This is a genomic window from Nonomuraea sp. CA-218870 (genome assembly GCF_050936535.1).
Classification (GTDB): Bacteria; Actinomycetota; Actinomycetes; order Streptosporangiales; family Streptosporangiaceae; genus Nonomuraea; species Nonomuraea corallina.
In genome coordinates, this window is sequence record NZ_JBNJMN010000001.1 from 3,482,042 (window position 1) to 3,501,134 (window position 19,093).

Genomic DNA, 19,093 nt, shown 5'->3' on the forward strand with positions numbered 1-19,093 from the left:
CTCCATGTCGTCCAGCGACTCGTTCGTCCATCTGCACGTGCACACCGAATACTCCATGCTCGACGGCGCCGCGCGGCTGAAGCAGATGTTCAAGCAGGTCGGCGAGCTGGGCATGCCGGCGATCGCGATCACCGACCACGGCAACATGCACGGCGCCTACGACTTCTACCGGCAGGCGACCGGAGCGGGCGTCAAGCCGATCATCGGCATCGAGGCGTACGTCGCGCCCGCCTCCCGCTTCAACAAGAAGCCCGTGCTGTGGGGGGAGCCCCACCAGAAGAAGGACGACGTCTCCGCGGGCGGCTACTACACCCACATGACGATCTGGGCGCGCAACAAGACCGGCCTGCACAACCTGATGCGGCTGTCCTCGCGCGCCTACACCGAGGGTTTCGTGCGCAAGTGGGCGCGGATGGACGCCGACATCCTCGCCGAGCACTCCGACGGGCTGATGGCCACCACCGGCTGCCCCTCCGGCGAGGTGCAGACCAGGCTCAGGCTCGGCCAGTACGACGAGGCGCTCAAGGCCGCGGCCCGCTACCAGGAGATCTTCGGCAAGGACCACTTCTTCCTGGAGATCATGGACCACGGCCTCGACATCGAGCGCCGCGTCCGTGACGGGCTGACCCGCATCAGCAAGGAGCTGGGCATCCCGCCGCTGGTCACCAACGACTCCCACTACACCTACGAGTCCGACGCCGCCTCCCACGACGCCCTGCTGTGCATCCAGACCGGCAAGCAGCTGTCCGACCCCGACCGGTTCCGGTTCGACGGCAGCGGCTACTACATCAAGACCGCCGACGAGATGCGCGCCGTCGACTCCTCCGACCTGTGGGCCGAGGGCTGCCGCAACACGCTGCTGGTGGCCGAGAAGGTCGACCCGGCCGGGTTCTTCGAGCACAAGAACCTCATGCCGACCTTCCCCGTCCCCGACGGCCTGACCGAGGAGGAGTTCTTCCGCCAGGAGGTCTGGAAGGGCCTCGAGCGCCGCTTCCCCGAGGGCGTCGACGAGGAGCACCGCGCCTGGGCGGAGAACGAGCTGCGGGTCATCATCCAGATGGGCTTCCCGAGCTACTTCCTCGTGGTCGCCGACTTCATCATGTGGGCGAAGAACAACGGCATCCGCGTCGGCCCCGGCCGAGGCTCGGCGGCCGGCTCGCTGGTGGCGTACGCGCTGGGCATCACCGACCTCGACCCGATCCCGCACGGCCTGATCTTCGAGCGGTTCCTCAATCCCGAGCGCGTGTCCATGCCCGACGTCGACATCGACTTCGACGAGCGCAGGCGCGGCGACGTGATCCGCTACGTCACCGAGAAGTGGGGCGCCGACAAGGTCGCGATGATCGCCACGTTCGGCACCATCAAGGCCAAGGCCGCCATCAAGGACGCCGGCCGCGTCCTGGGCTACCCGTACGCGCTCGGCGACAAGGTCTCCAAGGCGTTCCCGCCCGCCGTGATGGGCAAGGACATCCCGCTGGCGGGCATCTTCGACGCCGACCACCCCCGCTACGCCGAGGCGGGCGAGCTGCGCCGGCTCTACGAGGAGGACGTCGACGTCAAGGCGACGATCGACCTCGGCAAGGGCCTGGAGGGCCTGATCCGGCAGACGGGTGTGCACGCCGCCGGTGTGATCATGTCCGCCGAGGTGCTGACCGACCACATCCCGATCATGCGCCGCGACTCCGACGGCGCGATCATCACGCAGTTCGACTACCCGACCTGCGAGACGCTCGGCCTGCTGAAGATGGACTTCCTGGGCCTGCGCAACCTCACGATCATCGACGACTGCCTGAAGATGATCGAGGCGACCACCGGCGAGCAGATCGACCTGCTGGAGCTGCCGCTCGACAACCGCAGAGCCTACGACCTGCTGGCCCGCGGCGACACGCTGGGCATCTTCCAGCTCGACGGCGGCGGTATGCGTTCGCTGCTGCGGCTCATGCGCCCCGACAACTTCGAGGACATCTCCGCCGCCCTCGCCCTCTACCGCCCCGGCCCGATGGGCGCCAACTCCCACACCAACTACGCGCTGCGCAAGAACGGCCAGCAGGAGATCACCCCGATCCATCCGGAGCTGGAGGAGCCGCTCAAGGAGATCCTGTCCACGACCCACGGCCTGATCGTCTATCAGGAGCAGGTCATGGCCATCGCCCAGAAGGTCGCCAACTACTCGCTGGGCGGCGCCGACCTGCTGCGGCGGGCGATGGGCAAGAAGAAGAAGTCCGAGCTCGACAAGCAGTTCGTGACGTTCGAGCAGGGCATGAAGGACAACGGGTTCTCCGCCGCGGCCATCAAGGCGCTGTGGGACATCCTGCTGCCGTTCTCCGACTACGCCTTCAACAAGGCCCACACGGCCGGCTACGGCCTGGTGTCCTACTGGACGGCCTACCTCAAGGCCAACTATCCGGCCGCCTACATGGCCGCGCTGCTGTCCTCGGTCAAGGACGACAAGGACAAGTCGGCCCTCTACCTCAACGAGTGCCGCCGGATGGGCATCAAGGTGTTCCCCCCGGACGTCAACGACTCCGACTTCGACTTCACCCCGCGCGGCACCGACATCCGCTTCGGCCTGTCGGCCATCCGCAACGTGGGCGCCAACGTCGTCGACGGCATCATCAACGCGCGCAAGGAGAAGGGCCGCTTCGCCGACTTCAAGGACTTCCTGCGCAAGGTGCCCGCGCTCGTCTGCAACAAGCGCGTCATCGAGTCGCTGATCAAGGCGGGCGCGTTCGACTCGCTCGGCCACGTCCGCAAGGGCCTGGTCATGGTGCACGAGCAGGCCGTCGACGCGATCATCGACATCAAGAAGAACGAGGCCATCGGCCAGGACTCGCTGTTCGGCGCGATCGAGGGCGGCGAGGACCAGACCTTCGACGTGCAGATCCCGGTGGGCGAGTGGGACAAGACCACCCTGCTGCAGTTCGAGCGGGAGATGCTCGGTCTGTACGTGTCCGACCATCCGCTGTTCGGCGTCGAGCACATCCTCGCCGCCGGGGCCGACTGCTCGATCGCGGCGCTGCAGGACGACAGCCGCCCCGACGGCCAGGTGGTCACCGTCGGCGGCATCCTGTCGGGCGTCCAGCGCAAGGTCACCAAGAAGGGCGACACCTGGGTGCTCACCCAGCTGGAGGACCTGGAGGGCGCCATCGAGGTGATGATCTTCCCGTCGGCCTACCAGCTCTGCTCGACCATCCTGGCCGAGGACGCGATCGTGTTCGTCAAGGGCCGCATCGACAAGCGCGAGGACGTCGGCAAGATCATCGCGATGGAGGTGACGGCGCCCGACCTGACCCAGGAGGCGGGCGGGCCGCTGCTGGTGAGCCTGCCGCTCAACCGCTGCACCGCCCCCGTGGTGAGCAGGCTCAAGGAGATCCTGACCACCCATCCCGGCACCTCCGAGGTCCACCTCCAGGTCCACAACGGCCCCAAGACGACCGTCCTGCGGGTCGACGACCGGCTGCGGGTGTCGCCGTCGCCGGCGCTCATGGGCGACCTGAAGCAGCTGCTCGGCCCGGCCTGCCTGGGCGCCTGACCCGTCCCCGGTGGCGGAGTTCGACCAGGCCGGGGCCGCTGCCTGGGCAGACCTCGCCATCGTGGGCCGCACCCGGGTGGGGGAGGATCACGGGGTGAGCGAACTGCACTACCTGAGCGCCACCGAGCTCAGCCGTCTGATCCGCACCCGCCAGGTGAGCGCGGTCGAGGTGCTCCAAGCCCACCTCGACCGCATCGAGCAGGTCAACCCCCGGGTGAACGCCGTCGTCACCCTCGTCGCCGAACAGGCCATGGACGCCGCCAAGGCCGCCGACGCCGTCGAGCCGGTCGGCCCGCTGCACGGCGTCCCGGTCGCGCACAAGGACCTCACCGACACCGCCGGGATCCGGACCACGTACGGGTCGCCGCTGTTCGCCGGCCACGTGCCGGAGCGGGACGACCTGGTCGTGCGGCGGCTGAAGGCGGCGGGCGCGATCACCGTCGGCAAGACGAACACGCCCGAGTTCGGCACCGGTTCCCACACCGTCAACGAGGTCTTCGGCGTCACCCGCAACCCCTACGACCTGACCAGGTCCGCCGGGGGCAGCAGCGGCGGCGCGGCGGCCGCGCTGGCCACCGGGATGGTGCCGCTGGCCGACGGCTCCGACATGGGCGGATCGCTGCGCAACCCGGCGTCGTTCTGCAACGTGGCCGGGCTGCGGCCGACGCCGGGCCGGGTGCCGGGCGTCTCGGAGACCGCGGCCTGGTACACGCTGTCCGTGCAGGGCCCGATGGCCAGGACCGTGGACGACCTGAGCCTGATGCTCTCGGTCATCTCCGGGTTCGACCCGCGCTCACCGTACGCGATCACGGAGGAGTACGCGCCGGAGCCGGAGGAGGGGGTGGCGGGGCTGCGCGTGGCGTGGAGCCCCGACCTCGGCGGCCTGCCGGTCGACGCCGAGACGGCGGCGGTCACCGCGACGGCGCCCGCGGTGTTCGAGCGGCTCGGCGCCCGGGTGGAGCAGGTGGAGCTGGACCTTTCTGACGCCGAGCCGGCCTTCCGCACCTACCGGGCGTGGTACTACGCGCTGGCCTACGGCGACCTGCACGGCCTCGGGGCCAACACGGCCTGGAACGTCGAGCAGGGACGCCGGGTCACCGGCGCCGACCTGGCCCGCGCCGAGCGCGCCCGCAGCGGCCTCTACCAGCGGATGGCCGCCTTCTTCGACACCTACGACGTGCTCATCGCGCCGGTCAGCCAGGTGCCGCCGTTCCCTGCGCACGAGCCGTACGTGCGCGCGATCAACGGGGTCGAGCTGCCCGACTACCTGGCGTGGATGCGGTCCGCGTACTGGATCAGCGTCCTGCACGCTCCCGCCGCGTCGGTGCCGGCCGGGTTCACGCCGTCGGGGCTGCCGGTGGGGGTGCAGATCGTCGGCAGGCCCTTCGCCGACGCCCGCGTCCTGCGGGTGGCCCGCGCGTTCGAGCAGGCCACCGGGCACGCCGCCCGCCGTCCCCCGCTCTGACGGCCGCGGGGTGAGCGAGGCGCCTCAGCCGGGAGGCGTCGGGCCGGGCGGGGGAGCGGTGGTCCCGGCGGGCGGGTGGGGCTTGCGCAGCGGGGACTCGCGGTAGCCGTGCATGCCCTCCAGGAAACCGAACACCCCGGTGGCGAGGAGGGGCCACGACACCAGGACGCCCTTGGCCGTCAGGGACAGCGGCCCGGGCAGGAAGGCGACGCCCGGGGCGGCCGCGGCCTCGACGGCGACCACGCCCACGGTGAAGGTCGTCCCGGCCCAGAAGGCGGCGAAGGCGCCCGCGGTCCCGCCCAGGGCGAGGCCGAGCAGGACCGGGATCTGGACGCGGCGGCTGAGGAACCAGGCCGCCGTCCCGCAGGCGAGCCCCAGCGCGCCCGTGATCGTGGCGAACCAGCCGTCCGCCGCGATGAGCGCCTGCGTCGACGGGTCGGCCAGCGTCGGCGTCCGCTCGATGACCTGGTACGGCGGCCGGGGCGACAGAGCGGACCACAGGAGACCGGCGGGAAGTCCGAGGACCGCGAGTGCGAGGACAGTGATCGCGAACGCGCGTACTTCCCTCGCCACGCCACGCCCCTTCAATCGCCGGCAGGACCAGATCGATGGTATCTCCCGGTTAGGCTCGCTTCGTGAATGAAGAGAAGGTCTGGTCGATTGAACCCTCTGGCCCGCTTCGTGGTGATGTGGTGGTCCGCGGTTCCAAGAACGGGGTCTCCAAGCACATGGTCGCCGCCATGCTCGGCAGCGGCGAGAGCACCATCCACAACGCCCCCGAGGTGGGCGAGGTCGGCATCACCGCGGACATGCTGGAGGCGCTCGGCATCCATGTCGGGATCAGCGGGACGGAGATCCGCATCGAGCGGGGTTCGGAGATCAGGCCGCGGGTGCCCGACGCGTTCACCGGGCTGAACCGGATCCCGATCCTCATGCTGGGCCCGCTGCTGCACCTGGCGGGGGAGGCGTTCGTCCCGCTGGTGGGCGGCGACCCGATCGGGCGGCGGCCGATCAACTTCCACGTGGAGGCGCTGCGCGCGATGGGCGCCGAGGTGGAGGTCGGCGACGGCGGCGTCCACGCCAAGGCCAAACGGCTCAACGGCACCCGCCTGGAGCTGCCGTACCCGAGCGTCGGCGCCACCGAGACCATCCTCATGTCCGCGGTCCTGGCCGAGGGCAAGACCGTGCTGAAGAACGCGGCCACCGAGCCCGAGGTGGTCGAGCTGGCGCTGTTCCTGCAGCGGATGGGCGCCAGGATCGAGCTGTCGCCGGACCGCCGGATCGTCATCGAGGGCGTGGAGCGGCTGCGCGGCGCCTCGACCTGGCTGGCCGGCGACCGCATCGAGGCGTTCTCGTACCTCGCGGCGGGCCTGATCACCGACGGCGAGGTGCGCGTGCACGGCTGCCCGCAGGACCGCCTGGTCACCGCGATCACCACGCTGGCCAGGATGGGCGCCAGGTTCGACATCAACGACGAGTACCTGTGCGCCACCGCGCCGCCGGAGGGGCTGCGGGCGGCGGCCGTGCAGACCGACACCCACCCCGGGTTCATGACGGACTGGCAGACGCCGCTCATGGTGCTGTTCACGCAGAGCCAGGGCATGTCGGTGCTGCACGAGACGGTCTTCGAGAACCGCCTGGTGTACGTGCCGGCGCTGACGAGCATGGGCTGCGAGATCGAGGTGTTCGACCAGTGCCTCGGCGGCCCGGCCTGCCGCTACCACGACACCAACGCCCGCCACTCGGCCGTGGTGCGCGGGGTGTCCCGGCTCAGGGGCGCCGACGTGACGCTGCCCGACATCCGGGCCGGGTTCTCCGCGGTGCTGGCCGCCGCCGTGGCCGACGGGCGCTCGACGCTGCGCGGCGTGCACCACATCGAGCGCGGCTACCACCGGCCGTTCGAGCAGTTCCAGTCACTCGGTCTGAACATCAGCAGAGGATCGTAAAGAGTCAGGAACCGGGCGTTTGCCGGGGATCGGACGGTCGTACATCAACGACGTGACTGACCGCACATCGATCGCCACGCTGGGTCTGGTGGGCGCTCTCGGCGGGGTGCTGGTGGCGGCGTTGGCCGCGCCCGTGGTCGCCGGGGCGGGCCTGGCCGCCAAGGGCGCCGCCGACACCTTCACCCATCTGCCGCCGCCCCCGCGCGAGGAGCCGCTGAGCGAGGTGACGCGGCTGGTGGACACGAGCGGGCGCACCTTCGCCCAGTTCTACCAGGCCAACCGGACCGCGGTGCGGCTGTCGCAGGTGGCGCCGGTGATGCGGCGCGCGATCGTGGCCATCGAGGACGCCCGCTTCTACGAGCACGGCGGCATGGACGTCATCGGCACGCTGCGCGCGCTCATCGCCAACACCCGGGCCGGCGCGATCCGCCAGGGCGGCTCCTCGCTCACCCAGCAGCTGGTGAAGAACATCCTGGTGGAGAACGCCGAGACCGACCGGGAACGGGACCGGGCCCGCGCCCCCAGCATCTCCCGCAAGGTGCACGAGCTGCGGCTGGCGCTGGCGCTGGAACGCAAGTACCGCAAGGACGAGATCCTGGAGAAGTACCTGAACATCGCCTACTTCGGCGCCGGCGCGCACGGCGTCGAGGCCGCGGCCAGGCGGTTCTTCTCCACCACGGCCGCCGAGCTGACCCTGAGCGAGGCGGCCACGCTGGCCGGCGCCGTGCGCACCCCGTACTCGACCGACCCGTCGATCGGCCGCTCGCACCGCGCGCGGCTCAAGGAGCGCCGCGACCTGGTGCTCGACCGGATGGCGGGACTGAAGCTGATCTCCAAGGAGCGGGCGTCGGCCGCCAAGGCCGGCCCGCTCGGGCTGCGGCTGCGGCCCGAGCCCGGCGGCTGCTCGCAGAGCGCCCATCCGTACTTCTGCCTGTACGTGCAGCGCGAGCTGCTGACGAACGAGGCCTTCGGCAGCACGGCGGCGGTGCGCCGGGCCCGCATGGAGCGGGGCGGCCTGGTGATCAGGACCAGCCTCAGCCCGAGGGCGCAGAAAGCCGCCGAGCGGGCCATCCGCGAACGCGTGGACCCGGCCGACACCGAGGTGACCGCCGAGGCGATGGTGGAGCCGGGCAGCGGCTGGATCCGGGCCATGGCCGCCAGCAAGAAGGTCGGCCCGGGCAAGAAGGGCGGCCCGCGCACCACCTACAATCTCGTCGCCGACGCCCGTCACGGCGGCGGGCAGGGGCTGCAGGCCGGTTCCACGTTCAAGGTGTTCACCCTGGCCACCGCGCTCAAGGAGGGCTGGCGGTTCGGCGACGGGTTCGACACGCCGGGAAGGCTGGTGCCGTCGTCGGGCTACCGGGACTGCGCGGGCCGGCCGGTCAACGACCCGTCGACGGAGGTGTACAACGCCAGCGGCGAGGGCAGCGACGGCGGCCCGCACAGCCTGGAGACCGGCACCTGGAAGTCGGTCAACATCTTCTACATGATGCTGGAGCGCAAGGTCGGCCTCTGCGACGTGGTCAAGACCGCCAGGAGGCTCGGCGTCGCCAGGGCCGACGGCCGGCCGCTGCGCGAGGTGCCGACGTTCACGCTGGGCGTCAACGAGATGGACCCGCTCACCGTCGCCGCCTCGTTCGCCGCGCTCGCGGCCCGCGGCCGGTACTGCCGCCCGCTGGCCATCGTGGAGATCGTCGACAGGAACGACCACCGCACCCGGGTGCGGCCGAACTGCCGCCGGGCGATGGCGCCGGAGGTCGCCGACGCGGTCAGCCACGTGCTGACCGGCGTGTTCGACAAGGGGACGATGCGCGGCCAGGACCCCGGCCGGCCCGCCGCCGGCAAGACCGGCACCAACAACGGCTACACCTCGGCCTGGTTCGCCGGCTACACGCCGCAGCTCGCGGCCGCGGTCAGCGTCGGCGACATCCGTGGCTCGTACCGTTACCCGCTCAGGGGCGTGCGGATCGGCGACCAGTACTACGGCTCCGTGCAGGGCGCCTCGCTGCCGGGGCCGATCTGGGTGGAGTCGATGCGGCAGGCGCTGCGGGACGAGGAGCCCCGGCGCTTCCACCGTCCGGACATGTCGCGTTTCGGCGGCGGCCACACGCCGGGCCTGGAGGAGGAGCGGGAGGAGGAGAACGGGACGCGGGCCGGTGGGCGGCGCGACCGCCCCGGCAGGCACCACCCGATCTCCAGGCGTCACCGCCAGCTCATGGAGTGGCTGCTCGGCGAGCGCCGGCGGCCGCCGCGCGGCTGGTGAGGCGTCAGGCCGGTCTGCCGATGGGCGCGGTCACGGCCCCGGTCAGCTCGATCAGGGCGGCCGGGGCGGTCTCGATCTGCAGCCCGCGCCTGCCGGCCGAGAAGTAGACCGTCTCGAACTCCAGCGCCGAGGCGTCGACGACGGTCGGCAGCCGCTTGCGCTGCCCGAGCGGGCTGATGCCGCCCACCACGTAACCCGTCACCCGCTCGACCTTGGCGGCGTCGGCCATGGCCGCCCGCTTGCCGCCGAGCGCGGAGGCGAGCGCCTTCAGGTCGAGCTTGCCCGCCACCGGCACCACCGCCACGGCCAGGCCGCCCTCGGTCTCGGCCACGAGGGTCTTGAAGATCCGCTCGTACGGGACGCCGAGCGCGTCGGCGGCCTCCTCGCCGTAGGCCTGGGCGGCGGGGTCGTGGTCGTAGGGGTGGAGCGTGAACCGCGCTCCGGCCTTCTCCAGCGCGACGGTGGCGGGGGTGCCGCCCCTGGTCTTCGACTTGCCCACCTGTCGAGTGTAGCGAATCTACACTGTAAAGGCGCGGGGCGGGTGGTCAGCTGACGGCCGAGGCGCCGCCCGGCGAGCCCGGCCTGCCATGACGGACCTCGCCCGGGTCGCGGTCGGGGCGCAGGCCGCGCCAGGACGGATGGCGCAACCGGTGGTCGCCGGTCACCTCGGCGTACTGGACCTCGCCGACGATGACCGGCCGCACCCAGTGGGCGCCGCGGGCGTGCTCACGGGGCACCGGCTCGGCGAAGGGCGGGTCGGGCCGCTCCAGCGGGGCCAGGCGCTGGTGCAGGTCGCGCAGCATGGCCTCGGTGAAGCCGGTGCCGACGTGCCCGACGAACAGCAACCGGCCGGCGTCGTCGTACGAGCCGAGCAGCAGGGAGCCGATGCCGCCGGAGCGTCGTCCCGCGCCGGGCTTCCAGCCGCCGATGACGACCTCGACGGCGCTGACGTTCTTCACCTTGGTCCACTCGCCGGTGCGCCTGCCGGGGCGGTAGGGGGAGGTGAGCCGTTTGCAGACGACGCCTTCGAGGCCGAGCCGGCGGGAGGAGGCGAAGGCGTCCTCGGCGTGGTCGTGGAAGCGGACGGGCACCTGCCAGCGGTAGCCGGGGGTGAAGACGTCCTCCAGCAGCTCACGCCGTGCGGTGTAGGGCAGCTGGACGAGCGGGTCGTCGCCGAGGTGGAGGAGGTCGAAGGCCATGAACGTCACGGGCACGGCGCGGGCGAGTTCGGCGACGCTGACCGGGTTGCGCTGGTGCATGCGCGGCTGGAGCGCGCCGAAGCTGGGCCGGCCGGCCTCGTCGAAGGCGATGATCTCGCCGTCGACGACGGCCTGGCGGCGCCCGGCGGCGCCGGCCATGAGCCGGAGCTCGGGGTAGGCGGCGGTGATGTCCCTGGCGTTGCGCGACAGCAGCCGCACGGTGCCGTCGGCGATGTAGGCGATCGCGCGGACGCCGTCCCATTTCATCTCCACGGCCCATTCGTCCTGGTGTGTGGTGGGCAGGGAGCCGGGCTGGGCCAGCATCGGCGCGTAGGTGGGCAGCGGCGCCATGACGGATGGCATACCCCGGCCGGGTCGTGGAGGTAACCCGACCGGCGCCGCCGGTTTCGGGGTCAGGCCGTCCGGCGGTCGTCCTCGACGAGCTGGGCCAGGTCGACGCCGTGGGCGGCCAGCTCGCTCACGCCGGCGCAGTAGCCCTGGAGGTAGAGACGGCCGCCGATGTCCTGGGAGATGCGCAGGAGCGGCCGGTCGTCTAGCACGATGGCCTCCACCACGATGCCGTCGGGGGCACGCCAGATCGCCATGCCGCGATCGTACAAACACCGAGGTAAAGGGCACGTAATGACAAAGTACGCATAAAGCTCGGAGAGGCGAGGGAAAGCCCGTCCCAAGAGGCGGCGTTAGTTCCTCCCCGTCCGGGGAAGCATCAGCGCCGGAGCTCTCCTGAGCCGTGGCCTCCACCGCCGCGGCGCCTCGCCCTGGCGCTCGGCCCGGGCCAGGGCGAGCGGCCGTGAGGCTGGCTGTTCCCCCTGACAGCCTCACGGCCCCGCCGCGGGCTCCACGCCGCGCCGAGGCACGCCCGGAGGTGTCCGCATGGTGGACGGAAGCGGATTCAGGGGTCGGACTCCGTAGACTGGGAGGGTGATTTCCCGTATCGACATGCGCGGGTCCCTTCCGCCGGACCTGCGCGACGTGCTGCCCCGCGCCGAGCTCGACGTCGAGGCCGCCCTGGAGAAGGTGCGGCCCATCTGCGAGGACGTGCGCCATCGCGGGGCGGCAGCCGTACGGGAGCTGACCGCCAGGTTCGACGGTGTCGAGATCTCCACCACGAGGGTGCCCGCCGAGGCGATCGCCGCGGCCCTCGACCAGCTGGACCCGAAGGTCAGGGCCGCGCTGGAGGAGTCCATCCGCCGCGCCAGGCTGGTCCACCGCGACCAGCGCCGCGCCGACGTCACCACCCAGGTCGTGCCCGGCGGCACCGTCACCGAGCGGTGGGTGCCGGTCGACCGCGTGGGCCTCTACGTGCCCGGCGGCCGGGCCGTCTACCCGTCGTCGGTCGTGATGAACGTCGTCCCCGCCCAGGAGGCAGGGGTGCCGTCGCTGGCGGTCACCAGCCCCGCCCAGCGGGAGTTCGGCGGCCTGCCGCACCCGTCGATCCTGGCCGCGTGCGCGCTGCTCGGCGTCGAGGAGGTCTACTCCGTGGGCGGCGCCCAGGCCGTGGCCATGTTCGCCTACGGCACCGAGGAGTGCCCGCCCGCCACCATGGTCACCGGCCCCGGCAACATCTGGGTGGCCGCGGCCAAGCGGCTGCTCAAGGGCCGCATCGGCATCGACAGCGAGGCCGGCCCGACCGAGATCGCGATCCTGGCCGACGCCACCGCCGACCCCGTGCACGTCGCCGCCGACCTGATCAGCCAGGCCGAGCACGACGTCATCGCCGCCGCCGTCCTGGTCACCGACAGCGAGGAGCTGGCCGAGGGCGTCGAGAAGGAGCTGCCCGCCCAGGTGGCCGCCACCCGCCACAGCGAGCGCATCGCCGAGGCGCTGGCCGGCCGCCAGTCCGCGATCGTGCTGGTCGACGACCTGGAGGCCGGGCTGAAGGTGGTCGACGCCTACGCCGCCGAGCACCTGGAGATCCAGACCGCCGACGCCGCCGCGCTGGCCGCCCGGGTGCGCAACGCCGGCGCCGTCTTCGTCGGCCCGTACGCGCCGGTCTCGCTCGGCGACTATCTCGCCGGCTCCAACCACGTGCTGCCCACCGGCGGCTGCGCCTGCCACTCCGGCGGGCTGTCGGTGCAGACGTTCCTGCGCGGCGTCCACATCGTCGACTACAGCCGTGAGGCCCTGGCCGAGGCGGCCGCGCACGTGACGGTGCTGGCCGACGCCGAGGACCTGCCCGCCCACGGCGCCGCGATCCGCGCCCGATTCGACTGGCAGGTGCCGTCATGAACCCCGGCGAGGTCACGCTCGACGACCTGCCCATCCGCGACGACCTGCGCGGCAAGAGCCCTTACGGGGCCCCGCAGATCGACGTCCCGGTCCGGCTCAACACCAACGAGAACCCGCACCCGCCGTCCCCGGCGCTGGTCGCCGACCTGGCCGAGGCGGTCGGCAGGGTCGCCGGCGAGCTCAACCGCTACCCCGACAGGGACGCCGTCGAGCTGCGCGCCGCGCTGGCCGCCTACCTGGGCCACGGCCTGACGACCGAGCGGGTGTGGGCGGCCAACGGCTCCAACGAGATCATCCAGCAGATCCTCCAGGCGTTCGGCGGCCACGGCCGCAGCGCGCTCGGGTTCGAGCCCTCGTACTCGATGCATCCGATCATCACGACCGGCACCAGCACCGAGTGGATCCACGCCGCCCGCGAGGAGGACTTCTCGCTCGACCCCGGCAAGGTCGTGGCGGCGATCGAGGAACACCGGCCCGACCTGGTGTTCGTGGCCTCGCCCAACAACCCGACCGGCACCGCCCAGCCGCTGGGGACGATCGAGGAGATCCTGGCGGCGGCGCCCGGCATGGTGGTGGTCGACGAGGCCTACGCCGAGTTCGCCCGCGAGGGCACGCCGTCGGCGCTCACCCTGCTGCCGCGCCACCCGCGGCTGATCGTGACCCGCACCATGTCGAAGGCGTTCGCCATGGCCGGCACCCGGCTGGGCTACCTGGCCGCGCATCCGGCCGTGGTGGAGGCGCTGCTGCTGGTGCGGCTGCCGTACCATCTGTCGACGCTCACCCAGACGGCGGCGCTGGTGGCGCTGCGGCACCGCGCCGAGCTGCTGGGCACCGTCGACGAGCTCCGGCGCGAGCGTGACGCCACGGTCGGCTGGCTGCGGTCCAAGGGGCTGACGGTCGCCGACTCCGACGCCAACTTCGTGCTGTTCGGGCGCTTCCCCGACCGGCGCGCGGTGTGGGAGGGGCTGCTGGCGAGGGGCGTGCTCATCCGCGAGGTGGGCCCGCCGGAGTGGTTGCGGGTGTCGATCGGCACCGGCGAGGAGATGGCGGCGTTCCGCGCCGCGTTGGAGGGAGTTCTGTGAGTCGCGTAGGCCGCGTCGAGCGCACCACCAAGGAGACGTCCGTCCTGGTCGAGGTCGGCCTCGACGGCACGGGCGCGCTGGAGGTCTCCACCGGGGTCGGCTTCTTCGACCACATGCTGGCACAGCTCGGCAAGCACGGGCTGTTCGACCTGACCGTCAAGACCGAGGGCGACCTGCACATCGACTCCCACCACACGATCGAGGACACCGCGCTCGCGCTGGGCGCCGCGTTCCGCGAGGCGCTGGGCGACAAGTCGGGCATCCGGCGGTTCGGTAGCGCGTCGTGCCCGCTGGACGAGGCGCTCGCCGAGGTCACCGTCGACCTGTCCGGCCGGCCCTACCTGGTCCACTCGGAGCCGGAGGGCATGGCCCCCATGATCGGCCCCGACTACGACACCACGATGACGCGCCACATCCTGGAGTCGATCGTCGCCCAGGCGGCCATCTGCCTGCACGTCCGCGTCCCGTACGGCCGCAACGCCCACCACATCGTGGAGGCGCAGTTCAAGGCCCTGGCCAGGGCGCTGCGCGCGGCGTCGGAGCTCGACCCGCGGGCGAGCGGGGTGCCGAGCACCAAGGGCGTGCTATGACCGAGAACGTGATCGCCGTCGTCATGGTCTTCCTCGGCCTGTTCCTCATCGGCGGCGTGGTCTCGCTGATCAAGCAGGGCATGAGGATCGGCGCCGCCTTCTGCGGCCTGGGCGCGGCGATGGCGCTGTTCGCAGGGGTGATGTGGTGGTGAGCAGGAACGTCGTGGTGCTCGACTACGGTTCGGGCAACCTGCGCTCCGCCGAGCGGGCGCTGACGCGGGTGGGCGCCGACGTGACCGTCACCTCCGACTTCGAGGCCGCGCTGGAGTGCGACGGCCTGGTGGTGCCGGGAGTCGGCGCGTTCGCCGCGTGCATGGCCGGGCTCAAGGGCGTGCGCGGCGACCAGATCGTCGGCAGGCGGCTGGCCGGCGGCCGGCCGGTGCTGGGCATCTGCGTCGGCATGCAGATCCTCTTCGCCCGCGGCGTCGAGCACGGCGTGGAGACCGCCGGCTGCGGCGAGTGGCCCGGCACGGTCGAGCGGCTCGACGCGCCGGTGCTGCCGCACATGGGCTGGAACACCGTCAAGACCTCGGCGGACAGCGTCCTGTTCGCCGGGATGGACGCCGCCACCCGCTTCTACTTCGTCCACTCCTACGGGGTGCGCGAGTGGGAGCTGCGCACCGGCGACGGCTTCGCCGAGCCGGTGGTCACCTGGGCCGAGCACGGCGTGCCGTTCGTGGCCGCGGTCGAGAACGGCCCGCTCATGGCCACCCAGTTCCATCCGGAGAAGTCCGCCGACGCCGGCGCCGCGCTGCTGAGCAACTGGCTCGGCACCCTTGAGTAAGGAGCGGGCGCGCCGCCGCGCCGAGCGCGAGGCCGAGCGGGCGCGGGCCATCCGTCTCAACGAGGAGCGCCAGGCCCGCGGCGCCCGCCGCAGGGCGGCGCTGGCCCGCCTGGTGCCGCGCCCGGTCCGGGTCGCGCGGCAGGGCGGGCTGCTGGCCCGCCGCCACCGCGCCCAGAACGCCGTCGTCGCGCTCGGTTTCCTGCTCCTGCAGGCACTGGCCTGGCTACTGTGGGGCTCGCCGCTGATCAGCTTCGGCGTCCTGGTCTTCTCCCTGCTCCTGCTGCCCGTTCTCGTCACCCTCGCTTTCGACCGGAGGACCTGATGTCGCTCGTTTTGCTCCCCGCCGTGGACGTCGCGTACGGCCAGGCCGTACGGCTCGTCCAGGGCGAGGCCGGGACCGAGACCGGCTACGGCGAGCCGCTGGCCGCCGCGCTGGCCTGGCAGGAGGCGGGCGCGGAGTGGATCCATCTGGTCGACCTGGACGCGGCGTTCGGCCGCGGCTCCAACCGCGAGCTGATCACCGACCTGATCGGCCGGCTGGACGTGAACGTGGAGCTGTCCGGCGGCATCCGCGACGACGAGTCGCTGGCCGCGGCGCTGGCCACCGGCTGCCGCCGGGTCAACATCGGCACGGCAGCGCTGGAGAAGCCCGACTGGTGCCGCAAGATCATCGCCGAGCACGGTGACAAGATCGCGGTCGGCCTGGACGTGCGCGGCACCACCCTCGCCGCCCGCGGCTGGACCGAGGACGCCGGCGACCTGTGGGAGGTGCTCGACCGGCTGGAGGCCGACGGCTGCCCCCGCTACGTGGTCACCGACGTGACCAAGGACGGCACCCTCAAGGGCCCCAACCTCGACCTGCTGAAGCAGGTCTGCGCCCGCACCGACAGGCCCGTCGTCGCCAGCGGCGGCATCTCGTCGCTCGACGACCTGTCCGCCCTCGCCTCGCTCGTCCCGGACGGCGTGGAAGGGGCCATCGTGGGCAGAGCTCTGTACGCCCAGGCGTTCACTCTGGAGAGCGCGCTGGCCACCGTCCGCAGTTAGATCGCCATCGGGAGGGGGCGTGATGGGCGCCATGAGCATGGAAAGCACCGGCATGCGGGTGTATTCGGGTGGCATCTGGGAGGAGAAGTACGGATACGCTCGAGCAGTCATCGCCGGAGGCCGGGTCATCGTCTCGGGCTGCACCTCGACCGTCGACGGTGAGGTCCGCCACGTGGGCGACGCCCACCTGCAGGCGCTCACCGCGATGGAGATCGCCCTCGAAGCCGTGGTCAAGGGCGGGCTGTCGCGCGAGGACGTCGTGATGGTGCGCTACTACGTGGTGGAGCAGCGCCACTTCGACCCGGTCGGCGCCGCCATCGCGGAGGTGTTCGGCACGGTCCGTCCCGCCTGCACCGGCGTGCGGGTGGCCGGTCTGGTGGACCCGCGGATGCTGGTAGAGATCGAGATAGAGGCACACAGAGCATGACCGTAGCCGTCAGAGTGATCCCCTGCCTGGACGTCGACGCCGGGCGGGTGGTCAAGGGCGTCAACTTCGAGAACCTGCGTGACGCGGGCGACCCCGTGGAGCTGGCCAGGCGCTATGACGAGGAGGGCGCCGACGAGTTGACCTTCCTCGACATCACCGCCTCCTCAGGCGAGCGCGAGACCATGCTGGACGTGGTGCGCCGGACCGCGGAGCAGGTGTTCATCCCGCTGACCGTGGGCGGCGGCGTCCGGTCGGCCGACGACGTCGACCGGCTGCTGCGCGCCGGGGCCGACAAGGTGTCGCTCAACACCGCCGCGATCGCCCGGCCGGAGCTGCTCACCGAGGCGTCGCGCCGGTTCGGCGCGCAGTGCGTGGTGCTGTCGGTGGACGCCAGGCGGGCCCCGGGCACGCCGAGCGGCTTCGAGGTCACCACCCACGGCGGCCGGCGCGGCACCGGCATCGACGCGGTGGAGTGGGCGGCCCGGGGCGAGGAACTGGGCGCCGGTGAGATCCTGCTCAACTCGATGGACGGCGACGGCACCCTCGACGGCTACGACCTGGAGATGCTGCGGTCGGTCAGGGCCGTGGTGCGGGTGCCGGTGATCGCCAGCGGCGGCGCGGGCCGCCTGGAGGACTTCCCTCCGGCCGTGGCGGCGGGCGCGGACGCGGTGCTGGCCGCCAGCGTGTTCCACTTCGGCACGCTGAAGATCTCCGAGGTGAAGGAGACCCTGCGGCAGGCCGGGCACCCCGTCCGCTAGAACACCCGCAGGTGCTGGAAGCACTCGTAGGCGGCGTCCCGTCCGGCGAACGCGGCCGCCTCCGAGCGCTTGACCGCGAGGTAGGCGTCGCGCCGCAGCGGGCCCAGCGCCTCCATCAGCGTCTCGTCCGCCTCCAGCGCGTCCAGCGCCTCGTCCAGGGAGGTGGGCAGCCGGGGGTAGCGGCCGGGGACCGTGCCGGGGTCGACGCCCACCGGCTCGCCCGGGTCGAGCCGGCGGCGGATGCCGTCCAGCCCGGCGTGGATGACCGCGCCCAGCGACAGGTAGGGGTTGGCGGAGGAGTCGGACGGCTTCAGCTCCAGGTTGGGCTCGCCGAGCTCGCCCACCGGTGAGCAGACCCGGACCGCCGCCTCCCTGTTGTCGTGGCCGTGGACGGCGTACGCGCCCGCCCACACGCGGGGCGTCAGACGGCGGAAGCTGTTGACGCTGCCGCAGGTGAGCGCGGTCAGCGCGGGCAGGTGGGCGAGCAGCCCGCCGATGAACCAGCCCCGCACGCCGTCGTCGCCGAAGACGTTGACGCCGTCCCGCCACAGTGACAGGTGGAGGTGGGCGCCGTTGCCCGCCTGTTCGGGCAGCGGCTTGGGGGCGAGCGAGGCCCACATCGCCATCCGCATCGCGACCCCGCGCACGGTCTCGCGGTAGAGGACGTGGTTGTCGGCGGCGCGCAGCGCGGTCGCGTGGTGCACCGACAGCTCCTGCTGGCCGGGGCCGAGCTCGGGATGGCAGTGCTCGACCCGCAGGCCCTGGGTCTCCAGGGCGCGGATCAGCTTGATCGTGTAGTCGTGGGCGGTGTCGAAGCCGGTGCCGGCGTAACAGAGCGAGTCGTCGAGCGGCACCAGCCGGTCGGGCCCGCCGGTCGGGTCGGGGAGCCGGCGGCCGAGCGTGAACTCCGGCTCGAACGCCGCCCGCAGCAGGTAGCCCTCGGCCCCGAGCGCGGCCACCGCGTCCTTGAGGAAGGTACGCGGGCAGGCCGCCCACGGGGAGCCGTCGGGCAGGCGCAGATCGGACAGCATCGTCGCCGCGCCGGGGGCGTGGGGGAGAGCGACATAGGTGGAAGGGTCGGGAACGATGCGCACCTCGCCCACCGGACCCAGATGCTCGACGTCCTGCAACTGGTCGAGCATGTTCATCGCCATCATCGCCACCGTGTGCCCGATGCCGGAGGTGATCCGCTCCCCGAGGCGCGACCGTGAGGTGGCCTTGCCGCGGATGACGCCGCCGTGGTCGGCGTACAGAAAGCGGATCAGCTCCGCGCCTTCGAGCTCCGCTCGCTCAAGGACGCGCCTGACCCTGGGGTCGGGCTGATGGAGCGTGGTGGCGCCTGGACGATCTGTCATCCTGCCTGCGTAACACGACTTGACGGCGCGTGAAAGCATTCGCGCAGACAGGACCGACTATCAGGTCAAGACGTTGGTAAAGAAGACGGCCAGCTGATTGGCTCCGTTGATGATTCCGTCGAACACTCCGTTGACCGCGGCGGCGGCGTCGGCCGGCCGGGTGAACAGGTAGAAGACTACGAACGCCACCAACACGTACGTGAGCACCTTCTTGACCTGCATGGGGGGCCTCCTGCAGTCCGTTCCCAGCCGTATATACCCGGATCTGGGCGATCACCTTGCATCTTCTGTGAAGATGTTCATGATCCTAACCGGGGGGCTTGTTCGTAGCCCATGCTACGGCCTGCCGGCGTCGCGGGAGCGGCTTATGCGCAGGGGTTTTCGCGCAGCCCAGGTGA

General features: G+C 71.8%; 19 protein-coding genes. 13 read left to right on the top strand and 6 right to left on the bottom strand.

The annotated features are described in order from the left end of the window. Positions 1–4 precede the first annotated feature (4 nt). Together dnaE and ACQEUU_RS16850 are read left to right on the top strand one after the other, a co-directional pair. Positions 5–3,532: a DNA polymerase III subunit alpha gene (dnaE, locus tag ACQEUU_RS16845; protein WP_433066753.1), complete on the top strand. Its 3,528-nt coding sequence runs from the start codon at positions 5–7 to the stop codon at positions 3,530–3,532. 94 nt (positions 3,533–3,626) lie between these two features. Continuing rightward, positions 3,627–4,997, top strand: a complete 1,371-nt coding sequence (locus tag ACQEUU_RS16850) for an amidase (RefSeq protein WP_433071868.1) — start codon at positions 3,627–3,629, stop codon at positions 4,995–4,997. Positions 4,998–5,021: 24 nt separating this feature from the next. Here ACQEUU_RS16850 and ACQEUU_RS16855 read toward each other — a convergent pair whose 3' ends face one another. Beyond that, positions 5,022–5,570 carry a hypothetical protein gene (locus ACQEUU_RS16855; RefSeq protein ID WP_433066755.1) on the bottom strand — a complete coding sequence of 183 codons (549 nt, stop codon included), beginning with the start codon at positions 5,568–5,570 and terminating at the stop codon, positions 5,022–5,024. 62 nt (positions 5,571–5,632) lie between these two features. Between ACQEUU_RS16855 and murA the strand changes: the two genes are divergently transcribed. Together murA and ACQEUU_RS16865 are read left to right on the top strand one after the other, a co-directional pair. After that, positions 5,633–6,943, top strand: coding sequence for a UDP-N-acetylglucosamine 1-carboxyvinyltransferase (gene murA / locus ACQEUU_RS16860; RefSeq protein WP_433066758.1), 1,311 nt, complete (start codon positions 5,633–5,635; stop codon positions 6,941–6,943). Between the two features lie 52 nt (positions 6,944–6,995). Further along, positions 6,996–9,206 (top strand): transglycosylase domain-containing protein, encoded by a 2,211-nt coding sequence (locus ACQEUU_RS16865; protein WP_433066761.1) that lies wholly within the window; start codon positions 6,996–6,998, stop codon positions 9,204–9,206. A 4-nt stretch (positions 9,207–9,210) separates the two neighbouring features. Here the strand turns inward: ACQEUU_RS16865 and ybaK are convergent, their stop codons facing one another. The 3 genes from ybaK to ACQEUU_RS16880 form a co-directional block, all read right to left on the bottom strand. Beyond that, entirely contained in the window at positions 9,211–9,705 is a 495-nt protein-coding gene (gene ybaK / locus ACQEUU_RS16870; protein ID WP_433066764.1) for a Cys-tRNA(Pro) deacylase, read from the bottom strand. A gap of 46 nt (positions 9,706–9,751) precedes the next feature. Further along, positions 9,752–10,756 (bottom strand): non-homologous end-joining DNA ligase, encoded by a 1,005-nt coding sequence (gene ligD, locus ACQEUU_RS16875; RefSeq protein ID WP_433066766.1) that lies wholly within the window; start codon positions 10,754–10,756, stop codon positions 9,752–9,754. A gap of 62 nt (positions 10,757–10,818) precedes the next feature. After that, positions 10,819–11,010, bottom strand: a complete 192-nt coding sequence (locus ACQEUU_RS16880; protein WP_270156038.1) for a hypothetical protein — start codon at positions 11,008–11,010, stop codon at positions 10,819–10,821. 337 nt (positions 11,011–11,347) lie between these two features. Between ACQEUU_RS16880 and hisD the strand changes: the two genes are divergently transcribed. Genes hisD through hisF form a run of 9 tightly spaced genes read left to right on the top strand, consistent with a single transcriptional unit; the run spans position 11,348 to position 17,340 of the window. Beyond that, a complete protein-coding gene (gene hisD / locus ACQEUU_RS16885; protein ID WP_433066768.1) occupies positions 11,348–12,655 on the top strand; it encodes a histidinol dehydrogenase in 1,308 nt (435 codons plus the stop codon). Then, positions 12,652–13,737 (top strand): histidinol-phosphate transaminase, encoded by a 1,086-nt coding sequence (locus tag ACQEUU_RS16890; protein ID WP_433066771.1) that lies wholly within the window; start codon positions 12,652–12,654, stop codon positions 13,735–13,737. The genes hisD and ACQEUU_RS16890 overlap by 4 nt, the downstream gene beginning before the upstream one ends. Then, on the top strand, positions 13,734–14,327 hold the full coding sequence (gene hisB / locus ACQEUU_RS16895) for an imidazoleglycerol-phosphate dehydratase HisB (RefSeq protein WP_433066773.1): 594 nt from the start codon (positions 13,734–13,736) through the stop codon (positions 14,325–14,327). Before ACQEUU_RS16890 ends, hisB begins: the two co-directional genes overlap by 4 nt. Continuing rightward, a complete protein-coding gene (locus ACQEUU_RS16900; protein WP_270156042.1) occupies positions 14,324–14,479 on the top strand; it encodes a hypothetical protein in 156 nt (51 codons plus the stop codon). Before hisB ends, ACQEUU_RS16900 begins: the two co-directional genes overlap by 4 nt. Next, positions 14,476–15,111 carry an imidazole glycerol phosphate synthase subunit HisH gene (hisH, locus tag ACQEUU_RS16905; RefSeq protein WP_433066776.1) on the top strand — a complete coding sequence of 212 codons (636 nt, stop codon included), beginning with the start codon at positions 14,476–14,478 and terminating at the stop codon, positions 15,109–15,111. Before ACQEUU_RS16900 ends, hisH begins: the two co-directional genes overlap by 4 nt. Beyond that, the gene (locus tag ACQEUU_RS16910; protein ID WP_433066779.1) at positions 15,104–15,433 is read left to right on the top strand and encodes a hypothetical protein; all 330 of its coding nucleotides are present in this window, start codon (positions 15,104–15,106) and stop codon (positions 15,431–15,433) included. The genes hisH and ACQEUU_RS16910 overlap by 8 nt, the downstream gene beginning before the upstream one ends. Further along, on the top strand, positions 15,433–16,155 hold the full coding sequence (gene priA, locus ACQEUU_RS16915) for a bifunctional 1-(5-phosphoribosyl)-5-((5-phosphoribosylamino)methylideneamino)imidazole-4-carboxamide isomerase/phosphoribosylanthranilate isomerase PriA (RefSeq protein WP_433066781.1): 723 nt from the start codon (positions 15,433–15,435) through the stop codon (positions 16,153–16,155). The genes ACQEUU_RS16910 and priA overlap by 1 nt, the downstream gene beginning before the upstream one ends. Before the next feature lie 31 nt (positions 16,156–16,186). Continuing rightward, positions 16,187–16,582, top strand: a complete 396-nt coding sequence (locus ACQEUU_RS16920; protein WP_433066784.1) for a Rid family hydrolase — start codon at positions 16,187–16,189, stop codon at positions 16,580–16,582. Further along, the gene (hisF, locus tag ACQEUU_RS16925; protein WP_433066786.1) at positions 16,579–17,340 is read left to right on the top strand and encodes an imidazole glycerol phosphate synthase subunit HisF; all 762 of its coding nucleotides are present in this window, start codon (positions 16,579–16,581) and stop codon (positions 17,338–17,340) included. Before ACQEUU_RS16920 ends, hisF begins: the two co-directional genes overlap by 4 nt. Here hisF and ACQEUU_RS16930 read toward each other — a convergent pair. Further along, positions 17,337–18,695 carry a glutamine synthetase family protein gene (locus ACQEUU_RS16930; RefSeq protein ID WP_433066789.1) on the bottom strand — a complete coding sequence of 453 codons (1,359 nt, stop codon included), beginning with the start codon at positions 18,693–18,695 and terminating at the stop codon, positions 17,337–17,339. The genes hisF and ACQEUU_RS16930 overlap by 4 nt on opposite strands. Before the next feature lie 60 nt (positions 18,696–18,755). Then, positions 18,756–18,917, bottom strand: a complete 162-nt coding sequence (locus ACQEUU_RS16935; protein WP_270157156.1) for a hypothetical protein — start codon at positions 18,915–18,917, stop codon at positions 18,756–18,758. Positions 18,918–19,093: the final 176 nt, after the last annotated feature.